Here is a 21,594-nt window from a genome sequence, read left to right as displayed (position 1 = left end):
GCGGTCGCACCGCTGCCGGGAGCGGCCGTGTCACGAAGGAGGCGAGGACGCCATGAGCACCTACGCCGAACACGAAATGCGGATGGGCCGACACGCCCGCGCCGTACGCTTCGCCGCCAAGACCACCATCGCGGTAATCGTGATCCAGCAACTGATCACCTGGCAGCCCTGGATGCCCCGGGACGTCGCGGGCATCGAACAACGTTTCTACGCCACCGTTCGCAGTGAACGCGCCGAGGTCTGCCAGCTCTACGACATAGCCAAACTCTGCCGCTAGCCCCGGCCCCGCCGACGGGAACCTGTCAGGACAGGACCTCGATCAGCTTGCCGGTGGCCACATCGAACACGAAACCACGCAACGAGGTCGTCTTCGTGATGAACGGACTGGCCTCGATGCGATGAATCGACTGCCGCACATCCTCGTCGAGGTCGGGAAAGGCTTCCGCCGACCAAGTGGGCTTGATCCCGGCCTCGTCCTGGATGGCGCGCTTGAACTGGTCATCGGTGAAGGTCAGCATGCCGCAATCGGTGTGATGGATGAGAATGATCTCGGTGGTGCCGAGCAGGCGCTGACTGATGGCCAGCGAGCGCACCTCGTCCTCGGTGATCACCCCGCCCGCATTGCGGATGACATGCGCCTCACCATCTTTCAGGCCGAGAATGCGATAAACGTCGAGCCGGGCGTCCATGCACGCCACCACGGCGACATGTTTGCTCGGCGGCAGTGGCAGCGGCCCGGCGAACTGGGCGGCGTATTCGGCATTGTTGGCCAGGTACTCGTCGGTCACGGACATGATCGTTCCTTTGCCGAGGTGAAGACATGCGTATGTGTGCATCGACAGTGACGAGCGGGGGCGTCCGGGGCAAGGTATTCGCGCACGGTGAAGTCAACGGTTTACGCCCTTCGTTCTTGCTCACAGGTTTCCACCCCGCACCCACCCGCGGGTGGAGCCGGTCGCCGACCGGGCGCGACAGACTCGCTGTGCGGCACTTCGCCGTGTTTCTCATGTCGATCGATGATCATCGGAGGTTGGGGATGGGCGTTCGTTCAGTCTGGTCCGTCGCGGTGGTGGTGACGGCCGCGTTCGTCGCGGCCGGGTGTACCTCGACTTCGAACCCCGGTTCGCCGCAGAGTCTGCAGTGGGGTGCGTGCCCGGTGGCCACGCCCGATGCCGAAGGTGCCACCGCGCAGCGGGATCCGGCCGAGCAGTGCGCGACCTTGCGGGTGCCCCGCGACTATTCGGCCGCCAGCGCGGGCGATATCACGGTGACCGTGTCGCGGATCGCTACCGCGAAACCCGGTGCACGGAAGGGCTTTCTGCTGGTCGCACCCGGCGGGCCGGGCGGCTCGGGCCTGGATCAGCCGAGTGTCATGCGCAGTCAGCTGCCGGCGGCCATCACCGATGCCTACGACCTGATCGGCCTGGACGACCGCGGCATCGGCAACAGCACCCCCGTGCATTGCAATCTGACGTCGGCGGACCGCGCCGCGGCCGTGGCGGGCATGCCCTTTCCGGCGCCCGACGGCGACGTGACCGGCAATATCGCCTACGCCAAGCGGGTCGCGGACACCTGTGCCGCCAATGCCGGTGACTACCTGCGCGATATCACCACCGCGAATATCGCCCGCGATATCGACCGGTTCCGGGCGGCGCTGGGCGTGCCCAAGTTGTCGTACCTGGGCACCTCGTACGGCACCTACCGGGGTGCGGTCTACGCGCAGATGCTCCCGTCGCGCACCGATCACATCATCCTGGACAGCACGGTCGACCCGCTCGGTGCGGAGACCTGGGCCCGCGAGATGTACAGCCGCGGTGACCAGGAAGCCTTCCCGCCCCTGGCGCAATGGCTGGCCACCAATGACGCGACCCTGCATCTCGGCACCGATGCGGCACAGGTCGAAGCCTCCTACTTCCGGCTCACCGGTCAACTGGACCGCACGCCGATCCAGCTGAGCGGCGGGCGGGTCCTCGACGGCAACGGCCTGCGTTCGATAATCTACGAATGTGAGGAGAACGCGAAGTACTATCCGTTGGTCGCCAACGCATTTCAGGTAGCGAACGGCGTCGCCCCGCAGAGCTCCGGCGCCTCGTCATCGACCCTGCCGACGGAGATCCCCGACAACTTCCTGTCCGACCAGTTCGCCGTCATGTGCGACGACCAGGCCTGGTCGCCCGATACCGGTCAATTCGCCGCCACGGTCGCCGAGGGCAAGGCGAAGTACCCGATCGGCAATGGTTTCGGCGGCAGCCCGTGGCCGTGCAACTACTGGCATTACCAGCCGAAGGAACAGACCGTGAAGATCGGCGACAACGGGCCGGCCGATATTCTGCTGCTGCAGAATCACATCGACCCGTCGACGCCGTATTCCGGTGCCTGCCAGATGCTTTCCGCGTTCGGCCACCGCGCCGCGATGGTGACCGTCGAAAGTGTCGGTCACGGCGTGGATTTCAGCAACCCCTGCATCCAGTCCGCCCTGACCGGCTTCTTCTCCACCGGCAAGCTGCCCGCCGCGGACACGACCTGTCAGGCCAAGTAACGGTCGGCTCAGCGCTGCGGCGCTTCGCGATTCAGGATTGCTTCGGCAATGCTGTCCAGCTCGGCCGCCGCCTGGGAGGGGAAGTGCGCCTCCGTCAGGACCTGATGGATCTGCAGGCGGCGGTCACGAATCATCCGCTCCACCTCGAAACGCGCCGTGGTGTCGAGTATTTCGCGGCAGAGCGCGGCATCACCCTCGGTCGGGCGCGGATTGGCGATGAAATCGGTCAGCCGGTCCCGCTGGGCCGGGGTGGTATGGCGCAGGGCCAGCACCAGGAGCACCGTATGCCTGCCGTCGCGCAGGTCGCGCAGGGTGGGGGTGCGCCCGCTGCGGGCATCGCCGAACACATCGCTCAGTTCGTCCTGCAGCCGGGCCGCCTCCCCGAGTGGATGCGCGTAGGCGGAGAGGGCGTGCAGCACAGCGGGTCCCGCATCGGCCAGCACCGCGCCCAGTCGCAGCGGACCCTCGACCATCGAGGCCGCGCAGCTGTAGCGGACGATCTCCCACGCCTGTTCCAGATCGCAGGTCGGCCGCCCGGCGGTCACCAGTTCCAGGTAGCGCCCGTAGCCGACCTCGGTCCGCATGGCATCCAGAACCGTTGTGGCGACGTGGATTCGATCCGGTGAGAGCCCCGAGGTGTGCAGCAGTTCCTGCGCCCACACCAATCCGAGATCGCCGATGACGATGGCGGCGCGCGCCCCCAGTCGTTCGGCGGCCTGCCCGCCGCGCACCCCGTGATTGCGATCCGCGACCACGCGGTGGACGGTAGGCCGGTCGCCGCGGGTGTCCCGGTCGTCGATGACGTCATCGTGCATGAGCAGTGCGGCGTGGAAGAGTTCCATGGCCGCCGCGGCCCGCACCACCTCGTCGGGCAGTCCCGTGCCGCCGCCCGCATACCAGCCGAGGGTGCAGAACTGGGATCGCAGCCGCCGCCCGCCCGCGAACAGAAAGGACCGCACCGAATGCACGACATCGGCCGGCAGGCGGCGCGCCGCGGCGGATTCGGCTTTGGAATCGAGGAATTCGTGTAGTGCGGACTCCACCCGGGCACGGATGACATCCCGATCCAAGGGCGAACTGGCAATAGCGGGCGCACTCATCGCGTCTCCATTTCCGGGCAGTTCTCCGGATCAGACTAAAGGAAGTGTAATGGCTGTCTCGAACAATGGTAAAGGCAGCCTACGCGACGCGCCCACACTTCACCCATCGCCCGGCGCGGCTGGGCGGTTGACCACAACATGCAGGTCAGCGACCGCGCACCAGCCCGCGGAGCGCGAGCACACCTCCCGCGAGGCCGAGGAACCCGCCGAGAGCCGTTGTGACGGGGACATTGTGGACTATCTCCGGACCCGCGCGATGAACTATGAGGATCACCGCGCCGAGCAGGCAGGCAATGGCGATGAGCGTGGTGATCACCTGATGAGCCAATGATTCGCGGAAGGCGCGGTCGCCGGGATGCTCGAGCAGCCGCACACCGACGCTGAACCTCCCCGTCGCGAGGTCCCCGGTGAGTTTGTCCAAACGACTCGGAAGTCGTTGCAGCACGGGCAGAGCGGTGAGAAGCTGACCCGCGGCACGCCCGAGCAGTCGTTCGGGATCGGCGAGGTGGGTGAGCACGCCGCCGCCACTCCGGCGCGCGGCCGTCATCAGGTCGAAGTCCGGATCCAATTGCAGCAGCGTGCCTTCCACTGCCGCGAGGGTACGGAAAACACCCGCGACCTGACCCGGAACGGCGAACCCCGCCCCGGTGATCAGCCGGGCCATGTCGCCGAAGAGCGCCGCACTGCCACCGCCGAACCCGCCGCGGTGGCGCACGATGAGCCGGCCGAAACGCCGCTCGAACTCGCGGCGCTCGAACCCCTCGGGTGTGCCCAGCAGGGTGAGCAGGCCGTCGGTGGCGGCCACGGAATCATCGTTGTCGATGGCCAGCAGCACGGCGGTGAGCGCGAGACGTTCGGTTTCGTCGAGGCGCCCGACCGCGCCGAAGTCGAGCATGGCCAGGGTTCCGTCCGCGTCGATGAGCACATTGCCCGGATGCAGATCGGCATGAAAGACGCCGGCGGCCAGGATCTGGCGCAGCACCTCCTCGAGCAGCAGGTGAGCGGCCCCGACGCGGGTCTCGCGGTCCAGCCCGGCGAGCCGGGTCGCGGCAGAACCGATCGGGATGCCCGAAACCCGTTGCATGACGAGCACGGTCGAGGACGAGAACCGCGGATAAGCGGCCGGAATGATGATCGGGGAGTCCGCCATGACCGCGGCCAGATTGCGGGCCCAGCGCGCGTCCCGCTGCAGCCGCCGCGCGATGCGGCGCATGATCCGCAGATCGCGATCGACCTGGGTGCGCGCCTCCGGTCGCTGCACCTTCACCACGACCGCACTGCCGTCGAGCAACAGTGCGCTGTGCACCTGACCCACCGAGGCCGCCGCGAGCGGCTCCCGGTCCATCTCGGCGAAAACTGTGTCGAGCGGCCCGCCGAGCGAATGCCGCAGTACCGCTTCGGCTTCCGCCCACGGCATCGGCGCGACATCGGACTGCAGCTCGGCGAGCTCGTCGGCGACCGACGCCGGCACGATATCCCGGCGCGCCGAAAGCATCTGTCCCAGTTTGATATACGTGACACCGGCATCCTGCAGCGCCGCCCGCAACCGCCGCGCCGCACCCGGTACATCACCGGCGCGCGCCTCCGCCCCGCGGCGCAGGAATCCGCCCAGCCCGTGCCGTACCAGGACGGTCAGCAGCTGCAGATAGCGCAGCGTCTCGCGGCGCGAGTTCTCCAGCCGCCGAATCGCGGTGACGGGTCCGGGAATCGATCCGGTCGGCACCAGGATCTCGGCCACGTACAGCGCGGCCGGCAGCAGCACGAAGATCCACGCCCACACCAGCAGCACGAGCACCGCGGTGCCCGCGAAATCGGTGACCCGGCGGTCGGGGCCGAGCGTCCCGAGATATCGCACCAGCGCATTGGCGGCCGCGGAGCCCACCGTGGGAAATGCGATGGCCAGCAGGATGGTTCGCGGCCAGCCGACCGGCGAGCCGATCACCCGGCGGGCTACGGCGGCGAGGACCGCGACCGCGGCCGCGGCGGTCACGAACACGACAAGCGAGGCCACGATTGTCATCGGCTCCTCCGGAGGCGGCGGTCGGTGGCTCGACGCTAGCCACCGAGCGCCGCCGCCCGGATCGGGGAGATCCCCGAATTCGCCCCTGATCAAAGCGCCTTTCGTTCGTGTGACATGGATTACAGTGATGCGGATGTCGCATCGTGCCTGAATAGACTGCGTTATCCGGCCGGAGTCGGGGTCACCGGCGGGATGTACGTCGAAGTGCAGGAGGTTCATCCGGCGCCGAGGGGCAGTACATGTGGGTTGATCTGCGGTTGCTCCGGAATTGGTGGAGTGAGGACGTCGACTACGGATGGGTGGTCGACGCCATTTCCTCGCGGTCGGCGCTGGGGGTGCTGAAGGTCGCCATCGGCTTTTCCGGTCTGGCTGCGCCGATCATCGGATTGCTCACCGTGCTGTCGCCCGCCGGACCGGACGAACTGTTCGCGAAAGCGCTGCTGTGGTTGCTCATCGTGGTGGGCGTGCTGTGGGGTGCGAGCTGGTGGGTGCTGCCGTGGCCGAGCGAGCGGAAATCACTGGTGCTGGTCTCGGTCGCCGATGTCTGCCTCACCACGGTGTGCGCGTTGAGTCCCGGCGAGGTGGTCCGGTCGGTGGGGATGATGATGCTGCTGATCGTGGGTGTGTACATCAGCGCCTTCCACAGCCCGAAAATTCTTGCCCTGCACACGATATGGTCGATGGGCGCGGCGGTGATACTGGCCGCGCCGCTGTTCCGCGACGGTCACGTCACCTCGGGCTTGATCATGCTGCTGGGGATGGCGGCGACGGTCGTCGTGCCGCCCGGACTGCAGTTCTGCTATTGGGTGCTGCGCAGCGAAATGCTTTCGGACCCTTTGACAATGCTGCTGAGCCGGCGCGGGTTCGACTACCACTCGGTGCCGCTGCTGGCGCGTCCGGTGCCGCTGCCGGTCGGGGTGCTGATGATCGACCTCGATCGGTTCAAGGCGGTCAACGACACCTACGGCCACTCCGCCGGCGACGAGGTGCTGGTGTGCACGGCCGATCGACTACGCCGGGCCGCGCCGGCCGGCAGCATCGTGTCCCGTTTCGGCGGTGAGGAGTTCGCGGTGATCGTGCGGCTGCCGGTGGAGGCCGCGCTCGACGCCGCCGATCGCCTGCGTCGTGCCGTGGCCGAGCCGATCGGCTCGATATCGGTCACCGCCAGCATCGGTCTCGCGATTCTGGAGCGGGAGATGATCGGTGATCGCGTGCGGAACCAGCACGCGCTCTGGGAGGTCATCCAATCGGCGGATCAGGCGATGTACCGGGCGAAGCAGCAGGGCGGTGACACCGTCGTCATCGCGTCGGAAAGGCGCGTAGAGCACTGATCAGCGCGGCCGGATTGTCTTCCTGCACATTGTGACCCGCGTCCGGCGCCACCACGAGCTCGCCGTCCGGGAGCCCCTCGACGAAGTGTTCGGCGACGGTCTGGGAAAGTACCCTGCTGCGCCCGCCGCGGACGAGCAGTACCGGCACGCGGGTGAGCTGCACGGGGAATCGTTCGAGTGCGCCGAGAATGTGTGCAAAGTCGGGTGGGCGCGGATCCCATTTCGGCGCCCAGCCGCCGTCGGGCACCGGGCGGAACAAGGTGCTCATCCGATAGGTGACGGTTGCGCGGTCGGCCAGCGGATTGACCTGCATTGCCGCATCGACCACTTCGTCCAGTCCGGCGACCGGGCCGAGTCCGAGAATGAAGGCCCGCATCCGGCCGGTGCTCGCGAAATCGACACCGGGTGCGACATCGACGAGGGTCAGCCACTCGACTCGTTCGGGGTGGGTGCCGGCGATATGGGCCGCGACCACACCGCCGAGTGACATGCCGACCAGCCGTATTCGATCGAGGCCGAGGTGGTCGGCGGCGGCGAGGACATCTCCGGCCATGGTGGCGATGCGGTAGTCCTCGGACCAGTCGCTGTCGCCGTGCCCACGCAGGTCCAGGGCGACGAGCCGCGCCGCCCCGCGCAGGCCGAGGCAGACGAAGTCCCAGGTGTGCGCGGTCAATCGGCCGCCGTGCAGCAGCAGTACCGCGGGTCCTGTTCCGCCCCAGTCCAATCCGTGCAGTCGGCAGCCCGCGTGCGAGTAGCAGAAGTCGCGCGGCGGGGCCGGGTCGTGGATTCGGACGCCCAGGGACGTCGCCAGTTCGGTCATCGACGGGATGGTGATCTGTCCGGTCATAGCGGCACCTCACTACCTTGGACCTTCAAGGTAGGACGCTTACCTTGAGTGGTCAAGGTAGAGTCGATGGGTGGTCACCCGCATCCGCCGCAAACCCGATGACGCCAAGCGATTGATCCTGGCAGCGGCGGCCCGCCTGCTGGCCTCCGGCGGTCCGGCCGCCGTGCAGGTGCGGGCGGTGGCCGCCGCGGTCGGGGTGACCGATGCCGCGGTCAACCACCACTTCGGCACCCGCCAGGAGCTGCTCTCGGCGCTGCTGCGCTTCGGCGGCGCGCAGCTCAAGGCGGAACTGCATACCGCGCTGGGCGCCTGGCACGACCGGCCCGTCGACCCCGCGGAACTTGTGCGCACCCTGTTCGCGGTCTTCGCCGACGGCTACGCCGAACTGGCGCTCGCGCTGTACCAATCGGGCTGGCGGGGCACCGGCAGCGGACTGCTCGACGAGGTCGTGGACCGCTTGCACGCCCAAGCGCAGGCCAACCGCGCGGCCACCGGCCGTACACCCCCCTCCCGCGAGCAGATCCAGCTCACCGTGGCCGCACTTCACCAGGCCATTGCGCTGGAACCGGTATTCGGCGCCGCATTCCGGCGCAGCGTCGGAATGCGCGAGCCCGCAACCGAACCCATGCTCGAATGGTGGATCGACATCGTGCGCGCGGCCATCGCCGGCTAGGCCGGCACCGAATCCGGCTGCAGCGCGCGGACACACGCCTGAGCGATCTCCACATCCTGATCGGCGGTGCCACCGGACACCCCGACCGCGCCGAGGACGCGCCCGTCCGCATCGGCGATCGGCAGCCCGCCGCCGAAGGAGATCAGCCCGCCGCTGCTCCACTCGATGCCGTACACCGGCCCGTCCGGGCGCGACAGTTCACCGAGCAGTGCGCTGGGCATGTGGAACATGATCGAGGTCCGGGCCTTGCGTTGCGCGAGATCGATCGACCCCAGCGCGGCGTCGTCCATGCGGATGAGGTGCAGCAGATGCCCGCCCGCATCGAGGATGGCGATGGTCATCGGGGTCTCGATCGCGGTGGCCGCCTGCTGCCCGGCGGTGGCGAGGCGTGCGGCGGTATCCAGGGTCAGTGCGCTCATGAGGTGAATCTCCGTTCGAGAGGGTCTTTTCCGGTACGGACACCAGCCTGCGGCGTCGGCGACCGCGCAAACAGGGTGGTGTCGTAGCTGGAGATCGCGTTCCTGGGGACGGTTGCCCCAGGAACGCCACGGGCGGGCGATGCGACACTGGCGGGGTGAGTGAACTGGGTGAATTCCTGAAGGCGAAGCGCGCGGGCATCTCGCCCGAGGATGTCGGGCTGCCGCCGGTGGGGAACCCGCGCCGGGTCAAGGGCCTGCGCCGCGAGGAGGTCGCGCTGCTGGCCGCGGTGAGCGTCGATCACTACACGCGGCTCGAACAGGGACGCGTCGCGGCCGCGTCGGAGAATCTGCTGGCCGGTATCGCGCACGCTCTGCGGCTCAGCGACGAGGAGCACGAATACCTGCGCATGCTGGTCCAGGCGCGGCCCGCGCGGCGGCAGCGGGCGAACGCGCCGGAAATCGGTGCGGCACTGCGGGATCTGCTCGATGCGCTGCCGGCACCGGCCATGGTGCTCGGCCCGCGCACCGATATCCTGGCGTGGAATTCCGGGATGGCGGCACTGTTCCTGGACTTCGCCGAAATCCCGCTGGAGCAACGGACATTGGCGCGGATGGTGTTCCTGGAACCGCGGGTGCGCGGACTGTTCGTGCACTGGGAGCAGGTCGCCATGGAAGCGGTGGAGCGATTGCGGATGGTCGCCGCGCGCACGCCGGGTGATCCGCGGCTGGCGCGGTTGGTAGGGGAGCTGTCGGTGCACGACGGCGACTTCCGGCGCTGGTGGGCCGGGCACGGGGTACGGACGCTCTCGGGCGGGCGCAAGCAGATCCGGCATCCGGTGGTCGGTGAGCTGGAGTTGGATTGGCAAGTCCTGCAAGTGCTTACCGCCCCGGACCAGTCTCTGGTCACCTACACCGCGCCTGCGGGCTCACCCAGCCACGAGGCGCTGCGCCTCCTGGCCTCCTGGACCGCTGTCGCCCCCGAGCGCCGCACCGGACCGGTCGACGCCGTCCACTAGCGATTCAGGATGGCTGCGGGCCGCGCCAGCGATGGGCGGAGCGTGGCGCCTTCGTCTCCGTCGGTGATCAAGGTCAATTCGATCGTCGTGGTGAGTTCGGGACCGTCGTGGTCCGCGGTGGAGGTGAATCGATGGTTGCTGCTCACCCGCGGGCGGACGCTCGCGACCGTGATGCCGTCGTGCACCGTCGGTGCAGTGCTGAACAGGTAATGGTTACTGGGGACGAGCTTGTGGTCGGGTGAGAGCATCGATTCCGGAATCGCGGCTTCGGTGGCGAGCTGGTGCCGGCTCGCGGCGCTGCCCGCCGCACCCGTCAGCACGAAGCGCGTCACCGTGGTGCTGTAGCCGGTCACCCGCCGGCCTGGACGGCACGCGTGAAGATGGTGACCAGTTGCGCGGCAAAGACTTCGATGCCGGGCTCGGCCTGGGCCGCGTAGCGCCGGATCACCGAACGCGTCTGCCTGCCGGCCGGCCCGGAACCCTTCGGTGAGGATGTCGATGGCGGTGGGCATGTACGGCTCTTGACGAAAGTGGTGTTCTGATAACCGACTTCGGCGAGTGTCTCGATCGCTGAAGCGACGATCTGGGCCCGTCGCGCGGCGGTACCGGGGCCACTGTCAAGAGTCCAGCAGGCGGTCCAGCATCGACCGCGCCGTGTTGATTCGATCGATATCGGCGGTCATGCGCAGGCGCTCGTGCAGGAGTCGCTCCCGGCAGCCTTGCAGCAGTACGGATTCGCCGGAGGCGCAGGTGAGGATCTCGGTGATGAGTTCCATGCCGAGTCCGGCGGACAGCAACGTCTGGATATGGCCGACGGTCGATACGGCGTCGTCGTCGAAGATCCGGTATCCGCTCGAAGTGCGTTGCGGGCGCAGGGCGCCCTTCTCCTCGTAATAGCGCAGCGCACGGATGCTGACGCCGGTCCGGTTCGACAGTTCGCCGATCTTCACTGGCGTCTCCCGCGCATCGCCCGACTTGACTCTCACATGGACGTGAGACTTTAGCGTACCGGCATGCTTTCACTCTCGATCCTGATGGCCGGCGTATTCAGCATCACCACCGGCGAATTCGTGGTGGCGGGGATCCTGCCGGAGGTGGCCGGGGACCTGCACGTGCCGGTCGGCACCGCCGGGCTGCTGGTCACCGCCTACGCCCTCGGGATGATCCTCGGCGGTCCGCTGCTCACCGCGCTGACCGCGGCCGTGGACCGGAAACGGTTGCTGCTGGCCCTGCTCGCGGTCGCGGTCCTGGGCAATGTGCTCTCCGCGCTCGCGGCCGATTTCGTGGTCCTGCTGGGCGCGCGGGTGATCACGGCGCTGGTGACGTCCACCTTCTTCGCACAGGCCATCGTGATCGCGGTGCGTTCGGTGCCGCCCGAACGCGCCGCGTCCACCATCGCGCGACTGGCCTTCGGCATGAATCTGGCCATGATCGTCGGTGCGCCGCTGGGTACCGCGATCGGTGACCGCTGGGGCTGGCGGGCCACGTTCTCCTTCGTCGGTCTCGGTTGCCTGATCTGCCTGGGCCTGGTGGCCGCGTGCATCGCGTCGCCCGCCGAAGAGCCGCGGCGATCGGCCACGGCCGAACTCCGCGTCATCACCCGCGGGCCGGTGTTGTTCGCATTGGCGCTCACCGCGATCGGCAATGCCGGCGTGCTCATGGTGTTCACCTACTTCGCGCCGCTGCTCACCGATCTGGCCGGCCATCCGAGCCGGCGCCTGCCGATGCTGTTGCTGGCCTACGGAATCGGGGCCACCCTCGGCAACCTGGTGGGCGGCACGCTCTACGACAAGCGCCCGCGGGTATTCCAGCCCGCCGCACTGGGACTGCTCACCGCCGTCCTGCTCGGGAGCTGGCTCGCCGCGCGCATGCCGTTACCGGCCGCGGTGGCGATGGTGCTGATCGGCGCACTCGGCTTCGCGATCATCCCCGGCATGCAGGCCCGCGTGCTCGGCGCCGCCGCGGCGGCGCCCACCCTGTCCATGGCGGTCAATGCCTCCGCCTACCAGCTCGCCGCGGCCGGTGCGGGACTGCTCGGCGGCGTCATCGCCGATTCGGCCGCCGGTCCGCGCCCGATCTATCTGGCCGCGGCCGCGCTGACCGCCTGCGCGTTGGCTCTGACCGTGCGGGTGCAAATTCGATGGAAGTCGCCGGTGTAGCGGTCTAGCTTCCTGATGCATGTCACCGATCATTATTGTGCCGTTCCATCAGGATGAGCAGTTGCCCGTGGCGAGCATTCCGGTGCCCGGGTCCGGACATCGAATCGTGTTGCCGGACTTGCCGGAAGCCGATATCTGGGGTCGATTGGTCGCGTTGTATCAGGAAGTGGCCGAGGCGGTCGCCGGGGCCGAGGGGACTCCGGTGGTGGTGTCGGGGGACTGCGCGGTCGCCGTGGGGACGCTGACCGGGCTGCAGCGGCGCGGGGTGCGGCCGTCGATCGTCTGGTTCGATGCGCACGGAGATGTACATACGGTCGAATCCTCGACATCGGGCTATATCGGCGGGATGTCACTGCGATTGGCGATGGGCGCGCATACCGATCGGATGGCCGGTCCGCTGGGGCTCGAGCCGGTCACCGAGGATCGGGTGGTGCTCGTCGATGCCCGGGATCTCGATCCCGGCGAGCGCGAATACCTTTCGACCGCCCGGGTCCGCCATTGCCCGGTGGGGGATATCCGGCTTCCGGACGGGCCGTTGCTCGTGCACGTCGATGTCGATGTGATCGATCCGGAGGATGTGCCGGGACTCCGGTATCCCGTACCTGACGGTCGGTCCCGTGCGGCCGTGGTCGATGCCATTCGCGGCATCGCCGCCACGGGCCGGATCGCGGCCTTGAACGTCGCATGTCCTTGGTACGCAGGGGAATACCCGCAACGCGCGCAGTTGCTCGCCACGCTCGCCGACGCGGTGGGCTAGCACCGCGACGGCACTCACGCGCAACTGTCCGATTCTACGAAGGGGACACCGGAATTCGGGGCTTGCTTTGTGGCGGGCCGAGGTGTTGAGGCATCGGCGGCGGGGCGACGATAACGGGGCTTGCGTTCCGAAGGACACCGTCTTGGTAAGGGACGCAGCAAGATTCGGCCCGATCGCACAGTAGTCCGGCTCCCAGGGGTGGGAGCCGGCTCGGGCCTGCTCGCGTGAATCGGTTGCCATTCGACCAGAGGTGGGTAGTTCGTGATGTCAGCAACGCTTTCCGGACCGTCGCACAGAGTTGTCGAACCCGTTGTTCAGGAGGGGTTCTCGGTGCAACCCTTCACCAGCCATTGCCAGGTCATCCACCATGACGGCGATCATGCCGTCATCGGGGTATCTCCCGGGAACAGTTACTTCTCCGCGAGCCGCATTCGGGCGCTCGCGCAGTGGGGCCTGGCCTGTTTCGGTCGGGTGGACTTCGTCTACACCGACGTATTCCAGCTCGAAATGTACGAAGCGTTCGGCTATTCCGAGCTGAACGCCCGCCGCAAGGCGGACAAGAACCTGCGCGGCGTGCGCGCGAAGATCACCTCGGTGGTCGGCGAACTCGATCCCGCGGGTGAACGCCTTTTCGCACAACCGATCTCGGCATTCCGGAGCAATGACGCTTACCGGATCCTGCATGCGGATCTCCTCCTGCGGCTCGCCGACGACGAGGAATTCCGCGACGTCTGCCACGCATTGGTCGGTTTCTTCCTGTCGTCGAAGGTGCTGGCCGGTTCGGAACCCAGTCCGCGCCAGCAGCAGACGTGCCTGGACTACATCTGCGCCGAGGCGCCGCTGTTCCTCGATACGCCCGCAATCCTCGGCGTCCCTTCGTCTTTGAACTGCTACCACCAGCTGCTCCCCATGGCGGAACTGCTCTATTCCCGGGGCGCCGGCCTGCGGGCCTCGCGAAATCAAGGGCACGCCATCGTCACTCCCGCCGAAGGACTCAGCAAATGACCGTCACCACCAGTGCTCCCCTGGAATTTCCCTTCTCGGCGCGCGGCGATCGGATTCCGGACGAGGTCGCCGAATTGCGGACCGCGTCGCCGATCCGCAAGGTGCGCACCATCGCCGGCGACGAGGCCTGGCTGGTCTCCTCCTACCCGCTGTGCAAGCAGGTCCTGGAAGACCGCCGGTTCTCGCTGAAGGACACCTCCGCGCCGGGCGTCCCGCGCCAGTACGCGCTGACCATTCCACCGGAAGTGGTCAACAATATGGGCAATATCACCGGCGCCGGCCTGCGGAAGGCCGTGATGAAAGCGCTGAACCCGAAAGCTCCCGGGCTGGAAGAGTTCCTGCGCACCACCGCCGACACGCTGCTCGGCGATCTGGTCGCCGAGGGCGCGCCCGCCGACCTCCGGAACGATTTCGCCGAACCGTATTCCAGTGCGCTGCACTGCCATATCCTCGGAATTCCGCAGGAGGACGCTCCCCGGCTGGTGCGCAGCCTGCACATCGCGTTCATGAACTCCGCCGAACCGATCCCGGCCGCGAAACTCAACTGGGACCGCGATATCGCCTACATGACCGACCGGCTCGACGATCCCCGCTCCGGCGGCCTGATCGCCGAACTCGCCGCCTTGCGCCGGGAACCGGAGTACGCGCACGTCTCGGCCGAAATGTTCGCCACGGTCGGCGTCACGCTCTTCGGCGCCGGCGTGATCTCCACGTCGGGCTTCCTGTCCATGGCGCTGGTCTCACTGCTGCAGCATCCGGAGCTGCGAGAACTATTGCTGCGCGATCGATCCCTGATTCCGGCCGGGGTGGAGGAACTGCTGCGGATCAACCTCTCGATCGGCGATGCACTTCCGCGGCTGGCCACCGCGGACATCCAGGTCGGTGAGGTCCTGGTCCGGCAGGGCGAACTGGTACTCGTGCTGGTCGAGGGCGCGAACTTCGACCCGCAGGCCTTTCCGCAACCGGAGGTGATCGACCTCGGCAGGCCCAATGCCGCGTCCCACCTGTCCTTCGGCGGTGGACAGCACTACTGCCCCGCCACGGCGCTCGCCCGTCGTCACGCCCAGATCGCGCTCGAGGCGCTCCTGGACCGCATTCCCACGCTGGATCTGGCGGTCCCGATCGATCAGCTGGTGTGGCGCACCCGTTTCATGAAGCGGATCCCGGAGCGACTGCCGGTGCTGTGGTAACCGAATAACGCCGACGTTCCCCGGTTTTCGGTCAGCACGTCGATGACCGGCCGCCGGGGGATGTTACCGATGGGTTCTCGGTCCGCGTGTGCTCGATATTTGCGAGGATGCGTCGATGGGTGACGGGTTGGGGAGGGTTCGTTCCATCGGTGGTACGGCATTGCTGGCCGAGTTCGCGGTCGGGCGTGGGATGCCGATCCAGGTCGTGCTGAAGGGCAGCGGGATCGAGGAACGCGAACTGGCCGAGCCCGCGGGGGAGATCCTGCTCGAACAGGAGCTCACCGTCTTGCGGACGGTGGTGGAGGGGCTGGGGAACGAACCCGGGCTGGGGTTCCTGGCCGGGTTCCAGTGTCATCCAACGAGTTTCGGCGTGCTGGGCTTCGCCATGATCGGCAGTCCCAGCCTGCGCGATGCGCTCGAGATCGCGCTGCGATACACCGATCTGTCAGTGGCCATCGCGCATCACTACCTCGAGGTCCGCGGTTCGGAAATCACCTTGCTGCGCGATGATCGCGTGGTGCCGGCGGATCTGCGGCGCTTCGCCCAGGAGCGGGATATCGCCATGATCTCCACGATCCAGCAGGATCTGCTGCCCATGCCGTTTCCGGTCACCCGGGTGGATCTGGAATGGGAGCCGCATCCGGTCTACGAGACGCTCGGGGTCGTGCTCAATGTCGAGGAGCTGAACTTCGACGCGCCGCGCTTCGAGATCGTGATGCGGGCCGCCATGCTGGAAATGCGCCCCGCACAGGCGAATGCGGCGCTGGCGCGGGCCTACGAGCAGCAGTGCGTCGACATCATGCAGCGGCGCAAGCAGCGCACCGGAATCAGCGGGCGGGTGCGGGAACTGCTGGTGCACAGCGTCGGCACCGCCGATCAGTCCAGTATCGCGGCCGGGCTCGATATCAGCGTGCGGACGCTGCGCCGCCGGCTCGCCGAGGAAGGCACCACCTTCCGTGAATTGAGCTGCGAGACAGTCGGGCTGCTCGCCGAGGAACTGCTGATGACCGGCCTGACGGTGGAATCGGTCGCCGATCGCCTGGGCTATTCGAGTGTTTCGTCCTTCGCCTCGACCTTCCGTACCTGGAAGGGGCAAACCCCGGGCACTTTCGCCCGCGCGCACCGCGGTAACGATATCGCCGCGAAAGCCGTCCGTATCGGGCCACAAACGGTCAATGTCGGCCACGGCGAATACGAAGGAGAAGACTGGGGGCGTGACGGATGACGCAATTCGGCTGATTGTCGTGGACGCGGCGAATGTGGTGGGTTCGCGCCCCGACGGATGGTGGCGCGATCGCGCGGGCGCGGCGCGGCGATTACTCGGACAGCTGGCCGCGGCGGAACTGGATTCGGTGCAGCCGACCGAGGTGACCGTCGTACTCGAGGGCGCGGCCAAGGCCGCGCTCGCCGGCGACGCGGCGGAGTTCGACGGTTTGCGGGTGGTGCCGGCCGCCGGGTCCGGCGATGACGAGATCGTGCGCGTGGTGGCCGCCGCCGTGGCCGAACAGAGCGATCGAATGATCACCGTGGTGACGGCCGATCGCGGATTACGCGAGCGCGTCGAGCCGTTCGGCGCCGTCACGGTCGGTCCGCGCTGGCTGCTCGAACAGCTCACGCCCTAGGCTCGCCCGGCCCGCATGCTGCGGTTTTGCGGGCGGAACGCGCCCGATGCGTGCCACGCCGCTAATTGTTTCGGCGACAGGGGCCTGTTGTTCGCCTCCTACGGTTAGCGTAGGTGGAGTGCCCGTACCTTCCGCAGTCGGTGACCCCGACAGCGCAATTCCCCTTTCCGCGTTGCTGATCGACACCGAACCGCGGCCCGCGCCCGCCGCGGGTGTCCGGCGTGGCAGCGAATACGCGGTGCTCATGCGCCAGATCCGGGATGCCGGATTGCTGAATCGGCGCCTGCGGTCCTATGGCGTGCGCGCCGGGATCACGGTGGCCGCCTTCCTGGGCGGGTGGGTTGCGTTCGCGCTCATCGGCGATTCGTGGTGGCAGCTGGGCACCGCGGTATTTCTCGCGCTGGTGTTCGCGCAGTTCGCCTTCCTCGGTCACGATGCCGGGCATCAGCAGATCTTCGGCACCCGCCGGATCAATTATCTGGCCGGGCTGCTGTTCGGAAATCTCGGCATCGGTCTGAGTATCGGCTGGTGGACCAGCAATCACAATCGGCACCACGCCAATCCGAATACCGAGGGCGCGGATCCCGATGTGATGGGCATCCTGGCGCATTCGAGCGGGCGCGCCGCGACCGGTCGCGGCTTCCGGGCCTTCATCTTCCGCTATCAGGCGTGGCTGTTCTTCCCGATGCTGCTGCTCGAGGGCGGCAGCCTGCACTGGTCGAGCGTGCGCGCGGTGTGGCGGCGGTCGATTCCGAACTGGGGCTGGGAGGGCGCGCTGCTCGCCCTGCACGCGATCGCGTATCTGTCGGTCGTATTCCTGGTGCTGTCACCGGGTAAGGCGCTGGTCTTCATCGCGGTGCAGCAGGGCCTGTTCGGCCTCTACATGGGTTGCACCTTCGCGCCCAATCACAAGGGGATGGAAGTATTCGACGAGCCCGGCGCCGTCGATTTCCTCCGTCGGCAGGTGCTCACCTCGCGCAATGTGCGCGGCGGCTGGTTCACCGATGTGGCGCTGGGTGGTCTGAACTATCAGATCGAGCATCATCTGTTCCCCTCCATGCCCCGCCCGAATCTGCAGCTGGCGCGGCCCATGGTGATCGCCTTCTGCGCCGAGCACGAAATCCCCTACTGCGAGACCGGTCTGCTGGAGTCCTACGCACAGGCGTTGCGCCACCTGCACGAAGCCGGCAGCCCGCTGCGGCAGCCCGCCTGAGGGAATGGAGACGTATGTCTCATCGATGGACCGCGGTAGCCGTCGGTGTGCTGTGTGCGGTGGGTGTGATGGGATCGGCGACCGCCGATCCCGCGCCGCAAACACCGCCCCCGGACCTGAAATGCCACACGCCGTGGCAGTTTCCGCAGTACGCCGACGGCCAGTGGCGCTGTTCAGGTGGGCCGGGGCCGGTTGTCGTGCCCAAGAGCGACGGCTAGGATGGCGACTGAACCTCGTTAGGTGAGGCTCCTGAACGAACATAGGCCACTGATCTGACGACGTCGAGAGACGCCCAAGATCAGGACAGATCTTCCCGGCTTAAGGGTTGATCCCAAGTGGCTTCCGGATTCTGCGCACCGCAGGGATACGTCGCTCAGTGTCGAAACTCAACGTGTGGGGTAGTACGCGAAGGTCTTTCGCGTTCAGAACTCTTTCGTGCGTCACTGATTCCGGCGTGTTCTAGGTAGGTGTGACGATGAGGAATGTATTGAGCTGCGTCCCGGCAGCTGTGGCCGGTGTCCCTGCGGGCGTGACGGATATCGAGCGTTCGGCGCTGGGTAATCTGCTGGCACTGCGCGCGGTCCTGACGGCGGAGGAGATTCCGTTCCTGCTGATCCGGTCCGAGCGCGACGAACCGGCGCTGGCCATCGACCAGCGCTATCGGCCGCGGGTGGACGCGCTGGTCAGCGCCGCCGCCGGGCCCGGCACGGTGGATATCGAATTCTGGCACCACCGCGCCGACGGCCTGCTCGGCCCGCGGCCCAATGCCCTTACCCGCGAACGCATTCCGGCCGAGGATCTGCAGCGGACCCGGATCCGCCGCTTCGGCTACGACTGGGACACGCTGCGCGGCATGTTCGACGTGCACGCCGGCGATGTGGATTTCGATATCGACGTGGTGTTCTCCTGGGTGGACGCCGCCGATCCGGCGCGGAATGCGCTGCGGTCCGAGGCGATTTCCGAGGTGCTGCTCGGCGAGGGCGACGCCGCGCCGGCACGGGTCCGCCAGATCGACGAACTGCGCTACGCGCTGCGCTCGGTCTACGCGAACGCGCCGTGGGTGCGGCGCATCTTCATCGCCACCGATTGCACGCCGCCGGCCTGGCTGGACGAGCACCCGCAGGTGACGATCGTGCGTGCGGCCGAGCACTTTTCGGATCGGTCGCGCCTGCCCACCTTCAATTCGCATGCCGTGGAATCGCAGCTGCACCACATTCCGGGGCTGAGCGAGCATTTCATCTACGCCAACGACGATATGTTCTTCGGCCGTCCCATGCGGCCGACCATGTTCTTCACCTCGGGCGGGATCAGCAAGTTCATCGAATCCCCGGTGCGCATCGGCACCGGCACCCGGGCCGTGCGGCGCAGCGGATACGAGAACGCGGCCCGCAACAACCGGCAATTGCTGCGGAATCGTTTCGGCCAGTTGATCACCCGCCATCTCGAGCACACCCCGGCCCCGCTGCGGCGCAGCGTGCTGTTCGAGCTGGAGGGCGTCTTCGCCGACGATTTCGCCCGCACTCAGGCCAGCCGTTTCCGTTCCAGCACCGATATCTCGGTCACCAATTCGCTCTACCACTACTACGCGCTGCTCTCCGGCCGCGCGGTGCAGCACGAGACCGCCCGCGCCCGCTATGTCGACACCACCACGCGGGAAGGGCTGGATCAGCTTGTCGGACTGGGGATTCGGCGCGACGCCGATTTCTTCTGCCTGAACGACGGCAGTTTCCCCGAGATCGAGGAAACGCATCGCACCGCCCGCGTGCGCAACTTCCTGCAGCACTACTTCCCGGAACCCGGCCCCTGGGAGCGGGTCGAACTGCGGTCGCCGGGTGACGATCGCGCCGAACCGGTCGCGGTCTGACACCACCGAAATTGGGACTCCGCTGGGAGGTTGGGGTCCGGTGGCTGGGAGGTTGGATCGTATGGGTGCCGCGCTGCCGGTGGCGCGGCATCATGGGGTGAGTCTCGTGTGTTGCCAAGCACGTGTTTCGCAAACCATTGGGGAGCGCTCATGCCGTACACGGCGGAGATCAGCCGGACGAATCCGACCTGCTTCATCTTCCTGGTCGACCGATCGACGTCGATGAACGATCAGATCGGCGGCGGCATACCGCAGCGGAAGGCGGATGTCGTTGCCGATGCGATCAATCGGCTGCTGACCGAACTAGCCGTCAAGTGCGCCAAGGAGGAAGGCGTCCGGGACTACTTCCATGTCGCGGTGATCGGCTACGGCGCGACCGTCGGCTCGGCCTTCTCCGGCACGCTGGCCGGGCGGGATCTGGTGCCGCTCAGCGAGGTTGCCGATAATCCGGCGCGCGTGGACGAACGGGTGAAGAAGGTGCCCGACGGTGCGGGCGGGCTCGTCGAGACGACGGTGACCTTCCCGCTGTGGATGGATCCGTACGCCGACGGCGGCACGCCGATGAATCGTGCGCTGCGGTATGCGGAGAACCTCGTGAAGGGCTGGATCGAGCGGTATCCGGCGGGCTTCCCGCCCATCGTCATCAATCTCACCGACGGCGAGTCGACCGATGGCGTGCCCACCGAGGCCGCTACCGAGCTGACCTCGCAGGCCACCGCCGACGGCGCGGTCCTGCTGTTCAATCTGCACGTCTCGGCCACCGGCGGGTCCCCGGTCACCTTCCCGGCGTCGGACAACGGCCTGCCGGATGCCTACTCCCGCACGCTCTTCGGCATGTCGAGCGTGCTGCCCAGTCATATGCGCGCCTATGCCGCCGCCCAGGGACAACTGGTCGGTGACACCACGCGCGGTTTCGTCTACAACGCGGACATCACATCGGTGGTCCAATTCCTGGACATCGGGACACGTGCGACCGATCTGCGGTGACCACTCCCGGCCTGTACGTCACCCACCTGATCGCGCCCAAGCACGGCTGCACCGCGGCCGAATGCGAGGACGCGGTCTGCGTGCTGCCGGACCTCCCCTTCGACGAATTGATCGAGGGTCCGCTCGCGGCCAGCGTGTGCGACGGCGCGACCGAGAGTGTGCTGGCGAAGGATTGGGCCCGGCTGCTCGCCTCGGTCTCGGTGGCGAAGGCCCTGCCGGATCCGGGCTTCTTCGCGCCCGGCACCGCGTATGAGGAGTTCGCCGCCGACGTGGTGGGCCGCTGGGATCCCTGGCTGGCCGAATACGCGGACGGCCGGGCCGCGGCGGGCCGCCCGCTGCGGTGGTACGAGCAGGCGAAGCTGGCGAGCAGCACCTTCGCCACCATGCTCACCGTGCGTGTCGCACCCGGCGATTCGCCCGATGCGAGCGCGGACGAGGCGGAGTCGAGCCCCGAATGGCATTGGCACGCCGCGGCACTCGGCGATTCGTGCCTGTTCCACATCCGCGACGAGACGCTGCTCCGCTCGTTCCCGATCGAGAACGCCGCGGATTTCGGAACGACCCCGGATCTCTTCGGCAGTCGCAACCATGACACCGCCTTGTTGACGGCTCGTACCCGATTCGACACGGGCACGTGCCTGCCGGGTGACAGGCTGATGCTGATGTCGGACGCATTGGCGGCCTGGTTCCTGGCTGCGGGGGGCCCGGGTGCGGCGCTGCGCGAACTCCTGGAGTTCGGTGGCCCGCACGATGCGCCCGGATTCGCCGAATGGCTGGGCAAACTGCGGGCCCGGCAGGAACTTCGAAACGACGACGTCGCTTTGATCCGCATCGACGTCGAGGGGAGATAGC

General features: G+C 67.4%; 22 protein-coding genes and 1 riboswitch. Of the genes, 15 read left to right on the top strand and 7 right to left on the bottom strand.

Going from position 1 to position 21,594, the window contains the following annotated elements; translation table 11 throughout:
- The first annotated feature begins 52 nt into the window (after nt 1-52).
- Entirely contained in the window at nt 53-277 is a 225-nt protein-coding gene (locus tag ACH438_RS33155) for a hypothetical protein (protein ID WP_397012472.1), read from the top strand.
- A gap of 25 nt (nt 278-302) precedes the next feature.
- On the opposite strand, the gene ACH438_RS33150 is transcribed toward ACH438_RS33155, so the two are convergent.
- Nucleotides 303-794, bottom strand: coding sequence for a beta-class carbonic anhydrase (locus tag ACH438_RS33150; RefSeq protein ID WP_397012470.1), 492 nt, complete (start codon nt 792-794; stop codon nt 303-305).
- Nucleotides 795-1,036: 242 nt separating this feature from the next.
- Here ACH438_RS33150 and ACH438_RS33145 point away from each other — a divergent pair, with 242 nt between their 5' ends.
- On the top strand, nt 1,037-2,539 hold the full coding sequence (locus tag ACH438_RS33145) for an alpha/beta hydrolase (RefSeq protein WP_397012468.1): 1,503 nt from the start codon (nt 1,037-1,039) through the stop codon (nt 2,537-2,539).
- Nucleotides 2,540-2,547: 8 nt separating this feature from the next.
- Here the strand turns inward: ACH438_RS33145 and ACH438_RS33140 are convergent, their stop codons facing one another.
- Together ACH438_RS33140 and ACH438_RS33135 are read right to left on the bottom strand one after the other, a co-directional pair.
- The gene (locus tag ACH438_RS33140; RefSeq protein ID WP_397012465.1) at nt 2,548-3,639 is read right to left on the bottom strand and encodes a polyprenyl synthetase family protein; all 1,092 of its coding nucleotides are present in this window, start codon (nt 3,637-3,639) and stop codon (nt 2,548-2,550) included.
- A gap of 145 nt (nt 3,640-3,784) precedes the next feature.
- Nucleotides 3,785-5,659: an ABC1 kinase family protein gene (locus ACH438_RS33135; RefSeq protein ID WP_397012463.1), complete on the bottom strand. Its 1,875-nt coding sequence runs from the start codon at nt 5,657-5,659 to the stop codon at nt 3,785-3,787.
- A 239-nt stretch (nt 5,660-5,898) separates the two neighbouring features.
- On the opposite strand from ACH438_RS33135, the gene ACH438_RS33130 reads away from it, so the two are divergent.
- Nucleotides 5,899-6,990, top strand: a complete 1,092-nt coding sequence (locus ACH438_RS33130) for a GGDEF domain-containing protein (protein WP_397012461.1) — start codon at nt 5,899-5,901, stop codon at nt 6,988-6,990.
- On the opposite strand, the gene ACH438_RS33125 is transcribed toward ACH438_RS33130, so the two are convergent.
- Complete coding sequence (locus ACH438_RS33125; RefSeq protein ID WP_397012458.1) at nt 6,959-7,837, bottom strand: alpha/beta fold hydrolase; 879 nt, start codon at nt 7,835-7,837, stop codon at nt 6,959-6,961. The two genes, ACH438_RS33130 and ACH438_RS33125, sit on opposite strands and share 32 nt — an antisense overlap.
- A gap of 70 nt (nt 7,838-7,907) precedes the next feature.
- Here ACH438_RS33125 and ACH438_RS33120 point away from each other — a divergent pair, with 70 nt between their 5' ends.
- The gene (locus ACH438_RS33120) at nt 7,908-8,510 is read left to right on the top strand and encodes a TetR family transcriptional regulator (RefSeq protein WP_397012456.1); all 603 of its coding nucleotides are present in this window, start codon (nt 7,908-7,910) and stop codon (nt 8,508-8,510) included.
- Here the strand turns inward: ACH438_RS33120 and ACH438_RS33115 are convergent.
- Nucleotides 8,507-8,929: a heme-binding protein gene (locus tag ACH438_RS33115; protein ID WP_397012454.1), complete on the bottom strand. Its 423-nt coding sequence runs from the start codon at nt 8,927-8,929 to the stop codon at nt 8,507-8,509. The two genes, ACH438_RS33120 and ACH438_RS33115, sit on opposite strands and share 4 nt — an antisense overlap.
- 155 nt (nt 8,930-9,084) lie before the next feature.
- Here ACH438_RS33115 and ACH438_RS33110 point away from each other — a divergent pair, with 155 nt between their 5' ends.
- The gene (locus ACH438_RS33110) at nt 9,085-9,945 is read left to right on the top strand and encodes a helix-turn-helix domain-containing protein (protein ID WP_397012452.1); all 861 of its coding nucleotides are present in this window, start codon (nt 9,085-9,087) and stop codon (nt 9,943-9,945) included.
- Here the strand turns inward: ACH438_RS33110 and ACH438_RS33105 are convergent.
- Together ACH438_RS33105 and ACH438_RS33100 are read right to left on the bottom strand one after the other, a co-directional pair.
- Nucleotides 9,942-10,298 carry a hypothetical protein gene (locus ACH438_RS33105; RefSeq protein WP_397012450.1) on the bottom strand — a complete coding sequence of 119 codons (357 nt, stop codon included), beginning with the start codon at nt 10,296-10,298 and terminating at the stop codon, nt 9,942-9,944. The genes ACH438_RS33110 and ACH438_RS33105 overlap by 4 nt on opposite strands.
- Before the next feature lie 264 nt (nt 10,299-10,562).
- Nucleotides 10,563-10,895: a MerR family transcriptional regulator gene (locus tag ACH438_RS33100; protein WP_397012448.1), complete on the bottom strand. Its 333-nt coding sequence runs from the start codon at nt 10,893-10,895 to the stop codon at nt 10,563-10,565.
- Between the two features lie 63 nt (nt 10,896-10,958).
- Here ACH438_RS33100 and ACH438_RS33095 point away from each other — a divergent pair, with 63 nt between their 5' ends.
- From ACH438_RS33095 to ACH438_RS33050, 10 genes are all read left to right on the top strand, one after another.
- Complete coding sequence (locus ACH438_RS33095; protein WP_397012446.1) at nt 10,959-12,104, top strand: MFS transporter; 1,146 nt, start codon at nt 10,959-10,961, stop codon at nt 12,102-12,104.
- A gap of 19 nt (nt 12,105-12,123) precedes the next feature.
- Nucleotides 12,124-12,861 carry an arginase family protein gene (locus tag ACH438_RS33090; protein WP_397012444.1) on the top strand — a complete coding sequence of 246 codons (738 nt, stop codon included), beginning with the start codon at nt 12,124-12,126 and terminating at the stop codon, nt 12,859-12,861.
- A 330-nt stretch (nt 12,862-13,191) separates the two neighbouring features.
- Nucleotides 13,192-13,866: a tRNA-dependent cyclodipeptide synthase gene (locus ACH438_RS33085; protein ID WP_397012442.1), complete on the top strand. Its 675-nt coding sequence runs from the start codon at nt 13,192-13,194 to the stop codon at nt 13,864-13,866.
- Nucleotides 13,863-15,056 carry a cytochrome P450 gene (locus tag ACH438_RS33080; RefSeq protein WP_397012440.1) on the top strand — a complete coding sequence of 398 codons (1,194 nt, stop codon included), beginning with the start codon at nt 13,863-13,865 and terminating at the stop codon, nt 15,054-15,056. The genes ACH438_RS33085 and ACH438_RS33080 overlap by 4 nt, the downstream gene beginning before the upstream one ends.
- Before the next feature lie 115 nt (nt 15,057-15,171).
- Complete coding sequence (locus tag ACH438_RS33075; RefSeq protein ID WP_397012438.1) at nt 15,172-16,281, top strand: AraC family transcriptional regulator; 1,110 nt, start codon at nt 15,172-15,174, stop codon at nt 16,279-16,281.
- Entirely contained in the window at nt 16,271-16,678 is a 408-nt protein-coding gene (locus tag ACH438_RS33070) for an NYN domain-containing protein (RefSeq protein WP_397012436.1), read from the top strand. The genes ACH438_RS33075 and ACH438_RS33070 overlap by 11 nt, the downstream gene beginning before the upstream one ends.
- Before the next feature lie 118 nt (nt 16,679-16,796).
- The gene (locus tag ACH438_RS33065) at nt 16,797-17,891 is read left to right on the top strand and encodes a fatty acid desaturase family protein (RefSeq protein WP_397012434.1); all 1,095 of its coding nucleotides are present in this window, start codon (nt 16,797-16,799) and stop codon (nt 17,889-17,891) included.
- A gap of 225 nt (nt 17,892-18,116) precedes the next feature.
- Nucleotides 18,117-18,296: riboswitch (M-box (ykoK) riboswitch) on the top strand.
- A 70-nt stretch (nt 18,297-18,366) separates the two neighbouring features.
- Nucleotides 18,367-19,755, top strand: coding sequence for a stealth conserved region 3 domain-containing protein (locus ACH438_RS33060; protein ID WP_397012432.1), 1,389 nt, complete (start codon nt 18,367-18,369; stop codon nt 19,753-19,755).
- Nucleotides 19,756-19,905: 150 nt separating this feature from the next.
- The gene (locus ACH438_RS33055) at nt 19,906-20,742 is read left to right on the top strand and encodes a vWA domain-containing protein (protein WP_397012430.1); all 837 of its coding nucleotides are present in this window, start codon (nt 19,906-19,908) and stop codon (nt 20,740-20,742) included.
- Nucleotides 20,739-21,593, top strand: coding sequence for a hypothetical protein (locus ACH438_RS33050; protein ID WP_397012428.1), 855 nt, complete (start codon nt 20,739-20,741; stop codon nt 21,591-21,593). Before ACH438_RS33055 ends, ACH438_RS33050 begins: the two co-directional genes overlap by 4 nt.
- The last annotated feature ends 1 nt before the right edge of the window (nt 21,594 follow it).

Source organism: Nocardia sp. NPDC020380 (genome assembly GCF_044386975.1).
Lineage (GTDB): Bacteria > Actinomycetota > Actinomycetes > Mycobacteriales > Mycobacteriaceae > Nocardia.
The sequence above is the reverse complement of the archived record's forward strand: the minus strand, read 5'-3'. Positions and strand labels throughout refer to the sequence as shown.